A 17,352-nucleotide genomic window follows, 5' to 3' on the forward strand; every position below is an offset into this window, starting at 1 on the left:
ATAATTTTGATTGCAAACATTTTATCAGCTTGTGCATTAGCACCAAAGCTAAAACAGCCCAATGATAGGAACCGTGTGCCTATTAATAAAACAATCCCTGCCGAAATCAAGCGAGGAGACAGATGAAAACAAAACAAGTAAAACCAGTAAAAGCCGAAAAACTTAGCAGTTATTACGAAGAAAGCCGTGGCTTAGAACGTGATCTTATCAATGAATTTATAAGGTCGCGCAGAACGGCATGGCGTGTAGCGAGTACTGTTGGTCTTTTTGGCTTATTCGGTATGATATGTGGAGTCATTGGATTTTCTCAACCAGCTCCAACTCCCTTAGTATTGCGCGTTGATAACACGACGGGTGCGGTTGATGTTATTTCAGTCATGCGTGAACACGAGACCAGCTATGGTGAAGTTGTAGATAGATATTGGCTAAACCAATATGTGCTTAACCGTGAAAATTACGACTACGATACCATTCAACTGAACTATGACACAACAGCACTTTTAAGTGCAGCATCTGTTCAACAAGAATATTATAAAATCTATGATGGAGAAAATGCACGGGATAAAGTGCTTTCCAATAAAGCACGTATCACAGTTAAAGTACGATCAATTCAGCTTAATGGACTAGGTCAAGCAACCGTACGTTTTACGACTCAGCAGCTTGACAGCAGCGGTGCTACTACCGGACCAAAACAGCACCAGATTGCGACAATTGGTTACACCTATGTCGGTGCACCCATGAAATCATCTGATCGATTGCTTAACCCCCTTGGTTTTCAAATAACAAGTTACCGTTCTGACCCAGAAATACTGTTAAATGATTAAGGAATTGATTGTTATGAAAAAACTTGCGTTCATTGTTCTATTGTCTTCGTTTTCTTCTCTTTATACAGTACCTGTGCAGGCGCTCAAAAGTCCATCAAATTCACAATATGACCACCGCATTCGCTATATAACATATAACGAAGCTGATGTGGTTCAAATTGAAACAGTTCTTGGTGTGGCAACACATATTATTCTTGAAGAAGGTGAACAGTATATCACTCATGCCTTTGGCGATTCTGAAGCCTATGCCTTTGCTCATAAAGGGCGGCATATTTTTATTAAACCAAAAGCAGAACTTGCTAATACCAATCTCATCGTTGTAACTGACAAACGGAGTTACAAATTCCGACTACAATTTCGAAATGACCGTGCAGGATCAACATATGAATTAGCTTTCCATTATCCCGATTCAAATGATGAAAAGTCAGAAGAAAACAACCGGCGCCTTGCGATTGAACGTGGTTTTCACCAAAGCGTCAATGGCTATAATCTCAGTTACACCATGAGCGGTCACCAAGATATTGCTCCGATAAATGCTTGGGACAATGGGCGTATTACTTACTTCAAATTTCCCGCTAACATGGATATGCCATCGATTTATGTCGTAGATGCTGAAGGCAATGAAAGCTTAATACCACGCACCGTTATCGGCAGTTCTAATGATATTATCGCCGTCCATAAGGTCAATCCTAAATGGCTCATACGGCTTGGTAAACGCGCTCTAGCTGTTTTTAATGAAGCCTATGACCCCAATGGCGTACCAAACACAACAGGGACAGTATCTTCGGTGGTTTATCGTATCAATAAAGGAGGAAAATGATGTTTGACAATAAGGAAGGAGAGGGAAAAGGTACAAAACTGGACAACGTCGAGCAAAAACATATTGAAGGTACTTATGGAGGATCGGAACTAGGTTCTGAACGTCGTCCGACAATTCCAGGTACCCGTGCATTGTTAGTGGTAGGACTTATTGTCATAGTAACGATACCGATTGCCTTGACTTGGAAAGCTTTTAAAATGCGTAATACCGTGGAAGTTGAGGAAGAAAACCCACAACAAATAGTACAGCAAATTATACCAAACTACGTCCCTCGGATTATAGAAGAGCCAAAGATTGTAGAAGAAGCAGAAAAACCAGCACAAATTGAAGATTCAAACCTAGATATTCCACCGGCCTTGAGTAAGCTTCTTCAAACAGCCATTCCTCCACACATGCTCCAAGATTCTGAAGAATTAGCACGCAAACGTATGCTCAGTTCTAGCCTTAACAGCGGTGGTAGCGAAGGATCTACAGATACAAATAGTAAAGCATCGAATAATGATAGAGGTAGTGGCGGATTATTTGATAACCTTCAGCCCGTGCGTTTAGGTCAATCACATGCGGCGCAACTTCGTAACCGTGACTTTTTGATTACGCAAGGAACACAAATAGATTGCACGTTAGAAACAAAGATCATTACATCACAACCCGGAATGACGACATGTCATTTAACACGCGATATTTATTCCACAAGTGGTCGTGTTGTTTTGCTTGACCGTGGTTCTAAAGTCGTTGGTTTTTACCAAAGTGGCATACAACAAGGACAAACGCGTGTGTTTGTGCAATGGTCACGCATCGAAACACCTTCTGGTGTTGTTGTCAATCTTGACTCACCTGGCACAGGTCCTCTGGGTGAAGCGGGTATTGGTGGCTGGGTTGATAGACGCTTTTGGGAGAGATTTGGTAGTGCAATTATGGTAAGCATTATCGGTGATTTAGGAGAATGGGTAAAAGGAAAAGTTAGTAAAATCAGCAAAGAAAATAAAGAGAACTCACAAAATAAAGGTAATCAGAATGCTGAATCTATAGCAATCGATGTCCTTCAAAATTCCATCAATATCACACCAACACTTTACAAAAACCAAGGCGAACGAGTAAATATTTTTGTTGCTCGTGATCTGGATTTCAGCGATGTCTACAGTCTTGTCACACGTTAACCCAATACAGAAAGATCAAGCAGTTTTTCAGCTTCTACAACCGCTTGATTGTTTCTTAGAAGATCCATCGATCACTGAATTATCGATTTGCCGCCCCTGCGAAGTATGGACGAAAAGCTTTAAGGGTTGGCAAGTACATAGCGTACCAGAGTTAACAACCAATTTTTTGCAAACGCTCATTACAGCTATTATCGTTTATAACGGTATGGCTCCCAGAAGTATTAATTATGTGCTATTGCCTGGTGGACAACGTGGTACAATTATACAAACGCCAGCTGTCGTTGATGGTGCTCTTTCCTTTGTGATTCGTAAACATTCTCTTATAGTTAAGACGTTAGAAGAACTCAAAGAAGAAGGTGCATTTGATGATTTCTCTGATGTAAGTTTTAACAAACCTTCAAAAAAAGAAGCAAATGACTTGTTATCGAAGCAGGACTTCACAAGGTTGGAACCATTTGAAGTTGAACTCTTGCAACATAAACGTGATGGAAAAATTCTTGAATTTTTACAAGAATGCGTCCTTCATAAACGCAACATTATTATTGCAGGCAAGACAGGATCTGGTAAAACAACATTTGCTCGCTCTTTAATTGAAAAGGTCCCTGTAGAGGAGCGTATTATCACAATTGAAGATGTTCATGAGCTTTTTCTACCCAATCATCCCAATCATGTACATATGATTTATGGTAACAATGTAGGCCGTGTTTCAGCTGAAGAATGCCTAGATGCGTGTATGCGTCAGTCGCCCGACCGAATTTTTCTCGCTGAATTGCGAGGTAATGAAGCGTGGGAATATCTCAATTCACTCAACACGGGTCATCCCGGATCGATTACAACGACGCATGCCAACAGCGCTTTGCAGACATTTGAACGATGTGCCACTTTGATTAAAAGATCAGAAGTTGGTCGGCAACTCGAGTTAGAAATGATAAAAATCGTTCTCTATACAACAGTTGACGTCGTGTTGTTTTTTAAAGATAGAAAACTCTCTGAAGTCTTTTACGACCCTATTTTTGCTAAATCAAAAATCGCTTAAGGGGAGCTTCCTCTCTCGATAATATGATGCAAACAAAAAATAGCCGTAACTAATTGTTACGGCTATTTTTTTAACTCTTCCTATTCTCTTTGCTTCTCCAATGGATTTTCTACACTCTTCATGAATAAAAGAAGAAAAAAGTTAATAGACAACAACTTTACAAGAAAACCAAATATACATAAGGCTCTCTCTATTCTCTTACCTTTGATCATTTTTTCCATTTATCTTTTGAAAAGGTATGTTTGATGCAAAAAAAAATAGCTGCGAAATAAATATTTCAACAAAAGAAAAGAATAAATTTTGATTCGCCTATCAATGAAAGCTTCGTAAAATAGATACTTCGATCATCACAAATAATGATCGTCGAAATAAATATTTCAACAAAAGAAAAGAATAAATTTTGATTCGCCTATCAATGAAAGCTTCGTAAAATAGATACTTCGATCATCACAAATAATGATCGTCATCAAGACCAAAACTTATCGTTTAAAAATTCTAAGTGCTATTTTCAAGTGATTAATAAATATGTTTTTTAACCAAAAAATCTCCAGATACGGAAAAGCTTATACGAAATAAACTATCATTTCGATTTAGCATCTATAAACCACATTCTATTTGGTAATAAAAAGTATAGTTGCATATCAACATCTTCTTCGGACGAAGAAAGATTTTTAACCTCCAGCTGTTCGTAAACAATCAAGTTTCTCTTAAACAAGCTTTGCTAACCATATCACGTGGTTTATATCCCCATCCTAAAGACGATATCCATAGATTACACAAGGTAAGCTCTACTCTGAATATTCCTGTTCTCTTTTCTGCGCCTCAAAAAACAAAAACTCCTAAAAGCACAGATCTAAAATCCCACTTCTTAAGATGCATCACATTAATTTATAAAGAGTGTTCATTGTTTTGCATGTTGGATAAAAGATCTTAGTACCGTAAGATTCTCTCATTTTATGTCTCTTGCACATTACAAGTAAATAAAGCCGTATAGAATGAAACTGTATAAAAAAGAACTAAAAATGCCTCTTATAAACCGTCGCAAACGCCAAAAACTGTCGCAACATTGGGAGTTAGCAAAGTGTATAACGGCGCCCAGCTTGTTCTTTTATGAAGTGTGGATATAGAGATGCTCTATAAATTGTATATTGTTCATCGGGACTTTACCATTATACCATCTACAAGCACTGTCGCAAAATGAGCTTGGGAACCTTAAAGAAAGGTTTTTTCAAAACAAGCGCATAAATTGACAAGCCAAGTGTATTTGGTTTGGGACGTTCTGTTTTGCATAAGGGTTGTGATCTTATTTGTGATCTTTTTAAAGAACGAGAGAAACAAAAGCGTGAAGCAATGCGTAATCTCTATTATTTAAAAGACATTACTCTAGACGCTTTTGAAAGTCATAAAACTGAACTAAAATGGAAACTGGTTTACACCTTTACAGCTTCATATTCCCCCAAAATTAGGAGACTGTATACCGGTTTCAGAGATTATGCCAACAGAGAGATAAGTAATACTCTTAACTCCCATCTGATAGGTAAAAGCTGCAACAGCAAAAGCTCTTTTAGAGAAACAACGCCATAAAGTCATTAATAAACCGACAATGAATTGGAGAAATGTTCTAGATTTTTATCAAGCACTCTGCAAAGCAAAAATAATGATACAACTGGCTTTGCGTCTGCTTATTCTTACAGGTGCTCGTACCCATCTCTTACATCAATTCGTGAAGATCAGATTGAAGAGGATATATAGACAATTCTTGGCTCGAGAATATGAAAGGTCTGCGTGATACTACAGGAGATTTCGCGTGCCCTTATGATCAGAAGCATTAAAAATTTTAAAACAAACACGCTTGTTTTTTCGCAATGATTTCTTTTTTCTGTAACCGGTCATGGTCCTTATTAAGGTGAATTTCCTATCACAATATATAAGAGAGATTAGACTAAAAACCTGTCCACGTAGATTTCTCTCTCGTTTACGTAATTGGCTAACAGACTCCACCTATCACACCTCAAAGGACGAAGCCTCTTAACACACAAACTAATATGCAAACAATCCGCCCCTTCGCCTAGCAGATTTCAAACCACTTTAATTACCACATCCTAAATACGATAGTGTTTTATGGCACAACAGAATAAATACCAAAACATAATAAATAAGATCTAAACCTAGAAATCTCTATGTTTTTATAGATAAAAACATATAAAATCAAAACCTCCGAAACTCGTCAAAATACAACATATTTGCTTTGATGATTGAATTTATTCAACTCAAACGAACCTACAAACATCCCTTATTCTACATTCGCAACACGTGTTCTTAGAATTCTCACTACCGTTTTCTAAATTTTTAGAAAAAACTATAAATTTGATATTTTTTAAAACGTCTTATCTGCTCTTTAATGAATTTAAATCTATGATGTTACAATAGTTTTAAATTACTGCCCCTTTAACTGTATGCTCTATCTCTACAATAGATAGGGATTTTTCGTTCTCCATTTTGAGAACTATAAATTTTGTTTTTTAATGCGATTAACAATCCAATCTTTAAAAGAAAAAATATGACCTTTAAATATATAATGATGTTATCAAAAATTCCTAATCCCTGAATATTAGCAATGTTTTCGATATTATAATAAACGTATCGTAAAATGACGAACTGTCATAATGACTACTCCTTTGTATTTCATTTGAATAATTTACATGCGTTATAATATTTTTATCAGCATTTATTTTTTGTGCTCTATTTATACAGAGTTATCTTTTTTATAAAAAATGATTAATTGAATCTGCATTAAAGTGCAAATTCTGATACGAATTTAATAAAAATAAAAACACATGGCATATTGATTTTATTATTTTTATATAGAACGCTATTTAAAGTATCGTCTACCCGAAAGGCTAATGCCTTTATTAAAGGTGATAATAACTATGCTAACCGCCTCATAGAAGCCAATAAATTTTTAGAGATTAAGTTTCGAGAAGCACGAAAAACACGCACAATTTTCTATTTTTCTTTTTACTGTTCGTTAATCGGTCAATTTTCAAAGTAATATTCAACTATGAGTTTTCTGCTCAGCCATTGCAAGGATTGCTCCTACAAGGATTGGTTAGTTTTTAGAGATTACTGCGCTTTTAGAATGATTATAGCTACTGCGCCCCCATAAGCAGCCAATCTTCTTTTAGAGATTTAATTGCTAAAAGGAGATACAATTTTCTACCTTGCGCTTTATTTTCATCAATCAGTAAATTTTCAAAGGCGGCGTTCAACCATGAGTTTTTTAATTTCAGCAATCGCTTTCGCTGGATTTAATCCCTTTGGACAAGTTTGCGCACAATTCATAATCGTATGGCACCGATAAAGGCGGAAAGGATCTTCTAAATTATCAAGACGTTCACCACACATCTCATCACGTGAATCCGCAATCCAGCGATAAGCTTGAAGCAAAACAGCGGGGCCCAAATAACGATCACCGTTCCACCAATAACTTGGACATGAAGTCTGACAACACGCACACAAAATACACTCATAAAGGCCATCGATTTTTTGGCGATCGGAGTGACTTTGTAACCATTCTTTTGCAGGTTCAGGAGAAACTGTTTGCAACCAAGGCTCAATGACTCGATGTTGCGCATAAAAGCGCTTCAAGTCAGGAACCAAGTCTTTAACAACCGGCATGGAAGGCAAAGGATAGACTTTAATGGGGTGTTTTACATCATCCATTCCTTTGGTACAAGCCAATGTATTGGTTCCATCAATATTCATCGCACATGAACCACAGATGCCTTCACGGCAAGATCGACGAAGTGTCAAAGTTGGATCAATATGGTTTTTAATAAACAAAAGCCCATCAAGAATCATTGGACCACAAGCAGAACGATCCACATAATAAGTATCCAGACGAGGATTATTCTCATCATCAGGCGACCAACGGTAAACATGAAATTCTGTCAGTTTTGTCGCACCTTCAGGTTTAGGCCAAACCTTCCCCGGTTTTACTTGAGAGTTTTTGGGAAGCTTAATTTGTACCATAATTCGTGTCTCCCCTTAATAAACCCGTTTTTTAGGTGCAATGCGCTTTAAATCGATCCCACCATCAGCTTCAGATGTTAACGGATCCACATGGACAGGTCGATATGATAACGTCACCTTACCCTCTTTTGACAAATGTGAAAGCGTATGTTTACGCCAGTTTTTATCATCACGCTCTGGATAATCTTCACGAGCATGAGCGCCACGGCTTTCTAAACGGGCTTGTGCAGAATGAACAGTCGTGATTGCATTCGCCATGAGATTTTCAAGCTCTAATGTTTCAACCAAATCAGAATTCCATATCAGAGAACGATCTGTGACTTTGAGGTCAGACAATTCCCCCCAGATTTTATTCATCCGTTGACATCCTTGTTGCAAAGAATCTTCTGTACGAAATACTGCCGCATCTTCTTGCATCGTGCGTTGCATTTTTTCACGCAATAGAGCTGTCGGTATCGCCCCTTGTGCAAAACGTAAACGATCAAAACGCCCTATAATTTCGTCAACAGCTTCTTCATTGATGGGTGGAATTTCTGCATTCCGATCAATAACTTCACCCGCGCGAATGGCAGCAGCACGACCAAACACCACCAGATCAATTAATGAATTTGACCCCAAGCGATTAGCTCCATGAACAGAAGCACATCCTGCTTCTCCTACCGCCATCAGCCCTGGTTGAATACGATCAGGCGAATCAGCCGTTGGGTTGAGAACTTCCCCGTAGTAATTGGTAGGAATCCCACCCATATTATAATGAACCGTTGGCAAGATGGGGATAGGCTCTTTTGTTACATCCACACCTGCAAAAATCCGTGCTGATTCCGAAATTCCCGGTAAACGTTCGTGCAAGATTGCAGGATCAATATGATTGAGAACCAAATGAATATGGTCCTTCTTAGGTCCAACGCCACGTCCTTCACGAATTTCAAGTGTGATACAACGTGAAACCAAGTCACGTGAAGCCAAATCCTTAAAGGAGGGTGCATAGCGCTCCATAAAGCGTTCACCTTCAGAATTGATTAAATAGCCTCCTTCACCACGAGCTCCTTCTGTAATTAAGCAGCCAGAACCGTAAATCCCTGTAGGATGAAATTGTACAAACTCCATATCCTGAAGTGGCAATCCAGCGCGTGCGATCATTCCACCACCATCACCCGTACAGGTATGCGCCGATGTCGCGGAAAAATAAGCTCGTCCATAACCACCGGTTGCAAGAACAACCATTTTGGCAGAAAAACGATGTATTGTACCATCATCGAGATTCCATGCCACAACCCCCGTACAAACCCCATCCGTCATGATGAGATCGAGTGCAAAATATTCAATAAAAAATTGCGCATTATGCTTTAAGCTTTGTCCATAAAGCGTATGCAAAATGGCATGGCCTGTACGATCAGCTGCTGCACAAGTACGCTGAACAGGTGGACCTTCACCAAATTGTGTCGTATGTCCACCAAAAGGACGTTGATAAATTTTGCCTTCTTGCGTCCGCGAAAAAGGAACGCCATAATGTTCTAATTCATAGACAGCAGCAGGTGCATTACGCACCAAATACTCCATTGCATCGGTATCACCCAACCAATCAGAACCTTTCACGGTATCATATAAATGCCACTGCCAATTGTCAGGTCCCATATTTGAAAGCGATGCAGCAATCCCCCCTTGTGCTGCAACCGTGTGCGAGCGAGTTGGAAAAACCTTCGTGATACAAGCTGTCTTTAATCCTTGTTCCGCCATACCAAGCGTTGCACGTAATCCTGCACCACCTGCCCCAACAACAACAACATCAAATTTATGATCTACAGTGCGATAAGGGGCGTTACCTGCTTTAGCGCCCAGAGATGATCCTGTACCCGCCATACTTGTTTAACCCCCTAATGCAATTTTCAAAAGAGAAAAAATAATGATACCACCTATGAGAAAACAAAATGAAATATTTAACGTCAAAAAGAATATCCGGAAACCTTCACGTGGAATATAATCTTCAATCACCACCTGCATACCAAGTTTCATATAATAAAGGACCGAAAAAGTCATCAATCCCATCAAAATAGCAACAATAGGATGTGCAAGTCTTGCACGCACAATGCTATAGTCCTTTCCCACAAGCGAAAGAATAAGAACAATAAAAAATATCAAAAGTGGTAGATTGATAAACCCTGTCAAACGTTCTAGCCAAAAATGCTCTGTTCCTTCATGAGCACTCCCACGCCCCCGTACTTTCCCAAGTTCCGTTCGAAAATCTTTTTTCATATCTCTTTTCACCCCCAGCTAAACAACGGTATATCCAATAATCCAAATCGCAAAAGTAACAATAAGAGAGATAAACACTGTCGCCCAAGCAGTGACTGTTGCCTTTTCTTTTGCCAAAAGGCAAGGCATCATATCCCAAACAATGTGGCGAATACCACCAACCATGTGATGAACCCCTGCCAAAGTATAAAGAAACAAGATACACAATCCAAACCAAGAACTATAAATCTCGTGAACCGTTCTGAATGTCTCCTCCCCACAAGCAATAGCAATCAACCAAACAGCAAGAAAGACCATTCCAACATAAAGTGCCATACCCGTAATGCGATGCGCAATGGACATAGCCATAGTAATTGTCCAACGATAAATACTTATATGAGGGGAACGAGGGCGCTCTTTTATCCTAGTTGTCTCTGTCATAAAATATCCTGACCTGGTTTTTACTGCAACCGCAATGAACGAGAAAGTCCGCATAAAACGACTAAATATATTATCTCGTTTTTACTTGTTTGGCATCTCAAGATACCAATATTACAGGTCGGTTGTCTCAAATAACGGATTAAAGGTCACGCATAAAAAAAACCGATTACTCCACGGATATAATCCGCAAAACTCGCCTTAATCTAATACAATTTTATCTTCACGTCAAAGGTCTAACATCTTTTCTCAGATATAAATAGGCATTTTTTCAGATTAAACTGATCTTTTTGAGTATCCACGATATATGCAATGATATCTAAATTCACCCGTTATTAAGAATAAAAAGAGGCAAAAATTGATAGATTAAACATTTTTATGTCCCCTCCAAGCCTTTTAAAAGACAAAACGAATCACAAAAGACACAAAAAAGCGGCATAAAAGCCGCTTTTGCATAAAGTTTAGCCGATATAATCTTTACTCAGCAACTTGCTTTTCAACACCTGTGCTTACAGCTGCTGCTTCTACTTTCGCAACAACCTTTTCAGCTTTTTTCCGATAATCTCTCTTTTCAGCGATACGTGCAGCTTTACCTCTCAAACCACGAAGATAATAGAGTTTTGCACGGCGCACTTTACCACGGCGCACCAGCTCAACACCTTCAACCAACGGAGAATAAACAGGAAACACCCGTTCCACCCCTTCACCATAAGAAATCTTGCGTACTGTAAAGGTCTCATTCAACCCACCGCCTGAACGCGCAATACAAACACCTTCATAAGCCTGAACACGCGTTCGCGTACCTTCCGTCACACGCACCATGACACGGACTGTATCCCCTGGCTGAAAGGCTGGAAATTGGCGTTTTTCTTCAATTTTTGCACATTGTTCAGCTTCAAGTTGTGCGATAATATTCATTTCTTTTATCCTTCATGTTCTTTATCGAACAGTCAGAGCGCTCAACTCTTACCAAAAAAGCCTTTATTAAGAATAAGAAGCTCTTTAGGCTATGCCTTACACAGGAGCGAATACACCATTCCTTCATTTTAATTTTGGAACTACAGAAAACCTTTTATAAAAAACTCTCTAAAAAGAGAGCCATGCAATACACCACCTTATCATATGAATCAAGTTTTCTGATGATTTTTATCATAACGCGCATAAAGATCAGGGCGACGTTGACGTGTTAACAATTCGGCTTGCCTTTGACGCCAATCTGCGATCGCTTTGTGATGACCTGAGAGCAACACAGGCGGGATACCCCGCCCTTCGAAAAGAGAAGGACGTGTATATTGCGGATGTTCCAGTAAGCCATTTTCAAAACTTTCACACTTTGCAGAAGCTGCATTCCCCATCACTCCAGGAAGAAGACGTATAACAGCATCTAAGATAACCAATGCGGCTGTTTCACCCCCTGAAAGAATATAATCACCAATAGAGACTTCTTCTAATTCTCGTGCTTCTATGACTCGCTCATCAACCCCTTCAAAACGTCCACAAACTAATGTTACACCCGTATCACGAGCCAAGCTATGCGCGTAAGCTTGGTCAAAAGGGCGCCCACGTGGACTCATCAACAATCTTGGCGAATCCTGTGGACAACAGTCAAGAGCAGCCGCCAATACATCCGCCCGCATTACCATACCAGCCCCCCCACCAGCAGGTGTATCATCAACGCTATGGTGTTTATCCATAGCAAAATCCCTAATCTGTACTGTCTCCAGTGACCAAATTCCGCGCTCTAAAGCTTGCCCTGCTAAAGAATACCCTAAAAAACCAGGAAACATTTCAGGATAAAGGGTTAAAACGCGCGCCTGAAACTTCATTTTATTTCTCATCCTTATTTTCTTAAACAGACTCTTAATAGCAAAAATAGCACAAACAAAATATTTAACGCTATAACGTTAAATTGAATCTCCTTGATATGCGCCATATTCAATACGATCCTTCTAAATACTTGCACTAAAAAAAGACTCTAAAAATTCAGGACTGTCTCGAGATAAAGTGCTTACAATATCTGCTCAAAAGTGCATTTTTAATATTTCCACACTTTCCACTTTTTATTGACGAAATTAATCGGTTATTTTTTACCTTCATCTTTATTTTTAGATTCAAGCTATTTCCTTTTTATCATTGTCTCCCCCATCACTTAAACCAGCTGCCATGGGATCAACAACAAGAAAACCAGAATCCATACAAATTTCTGGTACCGCCACCTTACTAAAGGGAATAAGAACTCTTTTACCCGTATTCAAACGTATTTCAAGCAAATCACCAGCCCCGAAATTAAAGAAACCACACACTTCCCCCAAGATTTTTCCCCCACAGTCTTGAACACGAAAGCCTATTAAATCAACTTGATAAAACTCATCCTCATCCAGATCATCAATTAATTGATCACGCATCACATAAAGGCGAATACCTTTTAAAGACTCAGCAACATTACGATTTTCTACCCCTTTAAAACGTACAATCGCCTTATTTTTTTGTATGCGAAGAGTTACAATTTCATAAGAACGCCCCATATCATCATAAAGAGTGCTGTAAAACTTGAAACGCTGTGGCTCAGCACTTAGAATTTTAACAAAAACATCTCCTTTTATACCATGAGGCATACCAATAATGGCAAGATAGACTTTATTTTTAAGCTTTTCTTTATTATACTTCATGCGAAAATATTATCTCTCAAAAATGAACCCTTCAATCTTATAGTTTTCTATTCAATCTTGTTGCCATATGAGACAATCTTCTAAAAGACCTTTCTTGGTAACAAAAAACAAATTAATAAAGGAGAAAGTCTTATGGCAAATATTATGCTATTTTACAAAGATATCACACCAATCAACAAAGTTTCCCATAAAAATCTAAAATTTGCTCCTCCAAGTGATATGTCTTTTGCCAAGGATACTCACTGGGTTCCTTTAGCAAGTACTGAATATTTTCAAGCAGCACTAGACTATCCTATTTTATTTATGTGCGCCGAAGATGAACAAAAAAAACGGCACTACACATCCGCGGCTCTTGTCGGTCTTTCTAATGACGAAAATGACTATATCGCTTCTGATAAAAGTTGGAAAACCAATACTTATGTCCCTGCTTTTGTCCGTCGCTATCCTTTTGTTCTGGCGCAAATTAGCAATGAAAAAGAACTTTCTGTTTGCTTTGATCAACAGTCAGGTATGTTTAATGAAGTTGCAGGAACAGAACTTTTTAATTCCGACGGCTCTATTTCTCCTTTTATGGAAGAACGTATTCGTTTTCTTGAAAGTTTTAAAATAGCCATGGAAAAAACCTCTGAGTTTATTGATGCTCTTGTGGAAATGGATCTTCTAAGCCAAAAATCCATCAATGTGAAAAACGATAAAGGTCTCTCAGCGCAGTTAGAACATTTTTGGGTTGTTGATGAAGAAAAATTGAATAAATTATCAGCAAGCCAACTTGCCAAACTTCATAAAAATGGCTTTTTAGGATTAATTTTTGCGCATTTGATGTCAACACACAATCTCTTAAAAATACTCTCTCTCAAAGGTGAAAAGCAACTTATCAATCGTGAAGAGCAACCCCAAAACAAGAATGGTCATTCTAACGATGAAAAATCTAAAAAGAAAGAAACTCTCAACTAGATAATGCCTATAAAAAACGACAAGAGAAAAGATAAAAATATTCCTCTCATTCCAGCAGACCATGCAATTTTAAACGCAAGGAAAAATTGGTTAGAGTGTCTCGTCCAAACACGTCGTATGTCGGCACAAACAATGCAAGCCTATGAACGTGATACGCGGCAATTTTTGTCTTTTCTCTGTCAACACTTAAGCCATACACCAACCCTTACGGATCTTACTCATTTACGCATCAGTGACTTGCGTGCTTATCTTGCTTATCGGCGTACAAAAAATGTAAGTGCTCGCTCTTTAAGCCGCGGAGTGGCAGGCATACGTTCTTTTTTCAAGTACCTATCACGCGAAGGTATAGTCAATGTTCCCTCGGCTCAACTTATCCGAAGCCCCAAACACCCAAGATCGCTCCCAAAACCTTTAGCGATCAAATCAGCACTTCACATAGTCAAACAAGAAAACCAGCTAGAAAATGAACCTTGGATTAGCGCTCGTAATGCGGCTGTCCTCATGCTTCTCTATGGCTGTGGAATGCGAATATCAGAAGCCTTAAGTCTCACACCAGAACAATTTTCTGATCCTGAAAAAACAAGTTTATTTATAACAGGAAAAGGCGGAAAAACACGCCTTGTTCCTCTCATCAAAATTGTTTACGAAGCTGTACAAAATTATCTCAAATGTTGCCCATATCCTTTAAGAGATAACCAACCCATATTTCGCGGAGCGCGAGGCGGTCCCCTACAACCGGCCATTATTCAGAAAACTGTACGCAACTTACGAGCAAGTCTTGGTTTACCAGAAACTGCAACGCCTCACACACTGCGCCATTCTTTTGCCACCCATCTTTTATCACGGGGAGGAGATTTGCGCACGATTCAAGAACTTCTTGGGCACGCTAGTCTTTCCACCACACAAATCTATACCCATGTCGATACAGACCATTTGTTAAAAATTTATCAAAAGGCCCATCCCCGTTCCTAAAAACGTCTCATCAAAAAATTAGAGTGTTTCAACCTCAAGTGCCAAAGCATGGACACAAGTAGCTAACTCTTCTTGTAAAACTTTATAAATCGCTCGATGTATTTCTACGCGTGTCATATTGGAAAAAGAAGAAGATAAAATTTTCACTCGAAAATGTGTTTCTCCTTTACCATCAAAAGCATGTTCATTATGAGGATGCCCCTCATGAAGATGACTTTCGTTAATCACTTCAAGCTTTTGCGGATGAAAAGCATCCTGAAGCTTTCTCTTGATTATTGTTTCTATAAACATTTTTCATTCCTCAAACAAAATGAACGTGCAAAAATACACCTTTTTCATAATAAAATTAAGTGTGAAAACAAATTTTTCAAAAGTCAATTCTTGTAAAATTAATCAATTTTGCATAAACCAAGAATATGACAATAACATCTAAATTATTCGATTCAATTCGCATAAGCTCAAATAAAAAACAAAAAGCTGAGCCAGAAGCGCAACAGTGCCAGTGGGAAGGTTGTGAAAAAACAGGATCCCATAAAGCACCAGCAGGTCGAAATCACGAAGGACAATATTTATATTTTTGTATTGAACACGTACGCGCCTATAATAAAAATTTTAATTACTTCTCTGGTCTTAGCAATAAAGATATCGCAAAATTTCAAAAGGATGCTCTTACAGGACATCGTCCGACATGGCCTACAGATCTAAGCAATGGTACAACGAAAAAAACAGCTTCTAATTATGCAAAGATTCGCTCTGGAACAGCTGCCTATCAAAATCGCATGCGCGATCCCTTCACGCTTTTTACGGAGCGGCATTCAAGCAATAATTTCTCACGAAAATTAAAGCCCTTAGAAGCAAAAGCTTTTGATACACTGGGACTACAGGCAAACGCTTCAGCAGAAGACATCAAAATGAAATATAAAGAGTTGGTAAAAAAGCACCATCCTGATTCCAATGGTGGTAATCGTGCCTCAGAAGAGCGCTTTCGTGATGTTTTACATGCTTATAATTTGCTAAAAAAGTCTGGTTTGTGCTAAAAATACGCGCTTATATGAGCCTATTTTCATTTAGACCACCATTATTTGCGCAAGATATTATTTTTTTTCAAAACATTATAGAATACGCAAAAAATCTTCCTTCAATATCTAAGGCTCTCATTATAGAGCATTGCATAAATACTCTAACTCTTGTATCGTTTCTAATGAATAAATAGCGTCCTCTCCCTTCCAGAAACACAATGACAAATCTTACCGTTGAAAATTTGCCCGATATTACACTTTTTGCTCGCGATCTATTTCATATTGAAACAGATCTGAAAGTTCCTGCTTTTAGCACAAAAACCCCCCATGTCCCTGATATTGATCCTGATTATCTTTTTGATCAGCAAACAACTTTAGCGATTCTCGCAGGTTTTACCTTTAACCGTCGTGTAATGGTTTCTGGCTATCACGGTACAGGGAAATCAACACATATTGAACAAGTTGCTGCACGCCTCAACTGGCCTTGTGTCCGCATTAATCTCGATAGTCATGTAAGTCGTATCGATCTTGTAGGAAAAGACGCTATCGTTTTAAAAGATGGCTTACAAATCACTGAATTTAAAGAAGGCATTTTGCCATGGGCTTATCAAAATAATATTGCTCTTGTTTTCGACGAATATGACGCGGGGCGTCCCGATGTTATGTTTGTCATCCAACGCGTTCTTGAAACCTCTGGAAAACTGAGCTTACTTGATCAAAGCCGTGTCATCTCTCCACATCCAGCCTTTCGTCTTTTTGCAACAGCAAACACCATTGGTCTTGGTGATACAACCGGTCTCTATCATGGTACCCAACAGATCAATCAAGCTCAAATGGACCGTTGGTCTATTGTTACAATACTCAATTATTTACCCCATGATAAAGAAGTTAATATCATTTGTTCAAAGGTCAAATCCTTTCAAACGACTGAAGGAAAAAAGATAATTTCACAAATGGTTCATGTTGCTGATATGGTACGCCAATCTTTTATCAATGGAGATCTTTCAACTGTCATGAGTCCACGTACCGTCATTACTTGGGCAGAAAATACAACAATTTTTCAAGATGTCGGCTTTGCCTTCCGATTAACCTTTCTCAATAAATGTGATGAACTCGAACGTGCCACTGTTGCAGAATTTTATCAACGCGCCTTTGGACAAGAGCTTCCCGAATCACTCATTCATGGTGTTTCGCCTTAA

At 38.7% G+C, this 17,352-nt stretch carries 17 protein-coding genes; 9 read left to right on the top strand and 8 right to left on the bottom strand.

What is annotated here, in order from left to right:
- From ACFIKH_RS00665 to virB11, 5 genes are read left to right on the top strand one after another with little or no spacing between them, the layout of a single operon-like run.
- The gene (locus tag ACFIKH_RS00665; RefSeq protein WP_375626285.1) at positions 1-126 is read left to right on the top strand and encodes a TrwH protein; all 126 of its coding nucleotides are present in this window, start codon (positions 1-3) and stop codon (positions 124-126) included.
- The gene (locus tag ACFIKH_RS00670) at positions 123-824 is read left to right on the top strand and encodes a virB8 family protein (RefSeq protein ID WP_375625981.1); all 702 of its coding nucleotides are present in this window, start codon (positions 123-125) and stop codon (positions 822-824) included. The genes ACFIKH_RS00665 and ACFIKH_RS00670 overlap by 4 nt, the downstream gene beginning before the upstream one ends.
- Before the next feature lie 13 nt (positions 825-837).
- Entirely contained in the window at positions 838-1,644 is an 807-nt protein-coding gene (virB9, locus tag ACFIKH_RS00675; protein WP_375625983.1) for a P-type conjugative transfer protein VirB9, read from the top strand.
- Complete coding sequence (gene virB10, locus ACFIKH_RS00680; RefSeq protein WP_375625985.1) at positions 1,644-2,801, top strand: type IV secretion system protein VirB10; 1,158 nt, start codon at positions 1,644-1,646, stop codon at positions 2,799-2,801. Before virB9 ends, virB10 begins: the two co-directional genes overlap by 1 nt.
- Positions 2,776-3,837: a P-type DNA transfer ATPase VirB11 gene (gene virB11 / locus ACFIKH_RS00685; protein ID WP_375625987.1), complete on the top strand. Its 1,062-nt coding sequence runs from the start codon at positions 2,776-2,778 to the stop codon at positions 3,835-3,837. The genes virB10 and virB11 overlap by 26 nt, the downstream gene beginning before the upstream one ends.
- 3,252 nt (positions 3,838-7,089) lie before the next feature.
- Here the strand turns inward: virB11 and ACFIKH_RS00690 are convergent.
- The 7 genes from ACFIKH_RS00690 to rimM form a co-directional block, all read right to left on the bottom strand.
- Entirely contained in the window at positions 7,090-7,869 is a 780-nt protein-coding gene (locus tag ACFIKH_RS00690; protein ID WP_273723297.1) for a succinate dehydrogenase iron-sulfur subunit, read from the bottom strand.
- Positions 7,870-7,884: 15 nt separating this feature from the next.
- On the bottom strand, positions 7,885-9,729 hold the full coding sequence (gene sdhA / locus ACFIKH_RS00695; protein WP_375625990.1) for a succinate dehydrogenase flavoprotein subunit: 1,845 nt from the start codon (positions 9,727-9,729) through the stop codon (positions 7,885-7,887).
- 6 nt (positions 9,730-9,735) lie between these two features.
- The gene (gene sdhD / locus ACFIKH_RS00700; RefSeq protein ID WP_375625992.1) at positions 9,736-10,122 is read right to left on the bottom strand and encodes a succinate dehydrogenase, hydrophobic membrane anchor protein; all 387 of its coding nucleotides are present in this window, start codon (positions 10,120-10,122) and stop codon (positions 9,736-9,738) included.
- An 18-nt stretch (positions 10,123-10,140) separates the two neighbouring features.
- Positions 10,141-10,542 (bottom strand): succinate dehydrogenase, cytochrome b556 subunit, encoded by a 402-nt coding sequence (gene sdhC / locus ACFIKH_RS00705; protein ID WP_375653512.1) that lies wholly within the window; start codon positions 10,540-10,542, stop codon positions 10,141-10,143.
- 474 nt (positions 10,543-11,016) lie between these two features.
- Positions 11,017-11,457 carry a 50S ribosomal protein L19 gene (gene rplS, locus ACFIKH_RS00710; protein WP_375626306.1) on the bottom strand — a complete coding sequence of 147 codons (441 nt, stop codon included), beginning with the start codon at positions 11,455-11,457 and terminating at the stop codon, positions 11,017-11,019.
- Positions 11,458-11,666: 209 nt separating this feature from the next.
- A complete protein-coding gene (gene trmD, locus ACFIKH_RS00715) occupies positions 11,667-12,365 on the bottom strand; it encodes a tRNA (guanosine(37)-N1)-methyltransferase TrmD (RefSeq protein WP_375626287.1) in 699 nt (232 codons plus the stop codon).
- Positions 12,366-12,650: 285 nt separating this feature from the next.
- The gene (gene rimM, locus ACFIKH_RS00720) at positions 12,651-13,208 is read right to left on the bottom strand and encodes a ribosome maturation factor RimM (RefSeq protein WP_375653510.1); all 558 of its coding nucleotides are present in this window, start codon (positions 13,206-13,208) and stop codon (positions 12,651-12,653) included.
- A gap of 132 nt (positions 13,209-13,340) precedes the next feature.
- On the opposite strand from rimM, the gene ACFIKH_RS00725 reads away from it, so the two are divergent.
- Together ACFIKH_RS00725 and ACFIKH_RS00730 are read left to right on the top strand one after the other, a co-directional pair.
- Positions 13,341-14,162 carry a SapC family protein gene (locus ACFIKH_RS00725; protein ID WP_015857041.1) on the top strand — a complete coding sequence of 274 codons (822 nt, stop codon included), beginning with the start codon at positions 13,341-13,343 and terminating at the stop codon, positions 14,160-14,162.
- A 3-nt stretch (positions 14,163-14,165) separates the two neighbouring features.
- A complete protein-coding gene (locus tag ACFIKH_RS00730) occupies positions 14,166-15,134 on the top strand; it encodes a tyrosine recombinase XerC (protein WP_375670747.1) in 969 nt (322 codons plus the stop codon).
- An 18-nt stretch (positions 15,135-15,152) separates the two neighbouring features.
- On the opposite strand, the gene ACFIKH_RS00735 is transcribed toward ACFIKH_RS00730, so the two are convergent.
- Entirely contained in the window at positions 15,153-15,425 is a 273-nt protein-coding gene (locus ACFIKH_RS00735) for a BolA family transcriptional regulator (RefSeq protein ID WP_015857043.1), read from the bottom strand.
- 125 nt (positions 15,426-15,550) lie between these two features.
- Between ACFIKH_RS00735 and ACFIKH_RS00740 the strand changes: the two genes are divergently transcribed.
- Both ACFIKH_RS00740 and cobS read left to right on the top strand, forming a co-directional pair.
- A complete protein-coding gene (locus tag ACFIKH_RS00740) occupies positions 15,551-16,171 on the top strand; it encodes a J domain-containing protein (RefSeq protein ID WP_375670749.1) in 621 nt (206 codons plus the stop codon).
- 200 nt (positions 16,172-16,371) lie between these two features.
- A complete protein-coding gene (cobS, locus tag ACFIKH_RS00745; RefSeq protein WP_375648233.1) occupies positions 16,372-17,352 on the top strand; it encodes a cobaltochelatase subunit CobS in 981 nt (326 codons plus the stop codon).

The organism is Bartonella sp. SD1336NMGDW, from assembly GCF_042193565.1.
In the GTDB taxonomy this organism is placed as follows: Bacteria; Pseudomonadota; Alphaproteobacteria; order Rhizobiales; family Rhizobiaceae; genus Bartonella; species Bartonella grahamii.

Coding starts and splice junctions, on each gene's coding strand:
- ACFIKH_RS00670 (WP_375625981.1), top strand. CDS start 123: ATGAAAACAAAACAAGTAAAACCAGTAAAAGCCGAAAAACTTAGCAGT.
- virB9 (WP_375625983.1), top strand. CDS start 838: ATGAAAAAACTTGCGTTCATTGTTCTATTGTCTTCGTTTTCTTCTCTT.
- virB10 (WP_375625985.1), top strand. CDS start 1,644: ATGTTTGACAATAAGGAAGGAGAGGGAAAAGGTACAAAACTGGACAAC.
- virB11 (WP_375625987.1), top strand. CDS start 2,776: ATGTCTACAGTCTTGTCACACGTTAACCCAATACAGAAAGATCAAGCA.
- ACFIKH_RS00690 (WP_273723297.1), bottom strand. CDS start 7,869: ATGGTACAAATTAAGCTTCCCAAAAACTCTCAAGTAAAACCGGGGAAG.
- sdhA (WP_375625990.1), bottom strand. CDS start 9,729: ATGGCGGGTACAGGATCATCTCTGGGCGCTAAAGCAGGTAACGCCCCT.
- sdhD (WP_375625992.1), bottom strand. CDS start 10,122: ATGAAAAAAGATTTTCGAACGGAACTTGGGAAAGTACGGGGGCGTGGG.
- sdhC (WP_375653512.1), bottom strand. CDS start 10,542: ATGACAGAGACAACTAGGATAAAAGAGCGCCCTCGTTCCCCTCATATA.
- rplS (WP_375626306.1), bottom strand. CDS start 11,457: ATGAATATTATCGCACAACTTGAAGCTGAACAATGTGCAAAAATTGAA.
- trmD (WP_375626287.1), bottom strand. CDS start 12,365: ATGAAGTTTCAGGCGCGCGTTTTAACCCTTTATCCTGAAATGTTTCCT.
- rimM (WP_375653510.1), bottom strand. CDS start 13,208: ATGAAGTATAATAAAGAAAAGCTTAAAAATAAAGTCTATCTTGCCATT.
- ACFIKH_RS00725 (WP_015857041.1), top strand. CDS start 13,341: ATGGCAAATATTATGCTATTTTACAAAGATATCACACCAATCAACAAA.
- ACFIKH_RS00730 (WP_375670747.1), top strand. CDS start 14,166: ATGCCTATAAAAAACGACAAGAGAAAAGATAAAAATATTCCTCTCATT.
- ACFIKH_RS00735 (WP_015857043.1), bottom strand. CDS start 15,425: ATGTTTATAGAAACAATAATCAAGAGAAAGCTTCAGGATGCTTTTCAT.
- ACFIKH_RS00740 (WP_375670749.1), top strand. CDS start 15,551: ATGACAATAACATCTAAATTATTCGATTCAATTCGCATAAGCTCAAAT.
- cobS (WP_375648233.1), top strand. CDS start 16,372: ATGACAAATCTTACCGTTGAAAATTTGCCCGATATTACACTTTTTGCT.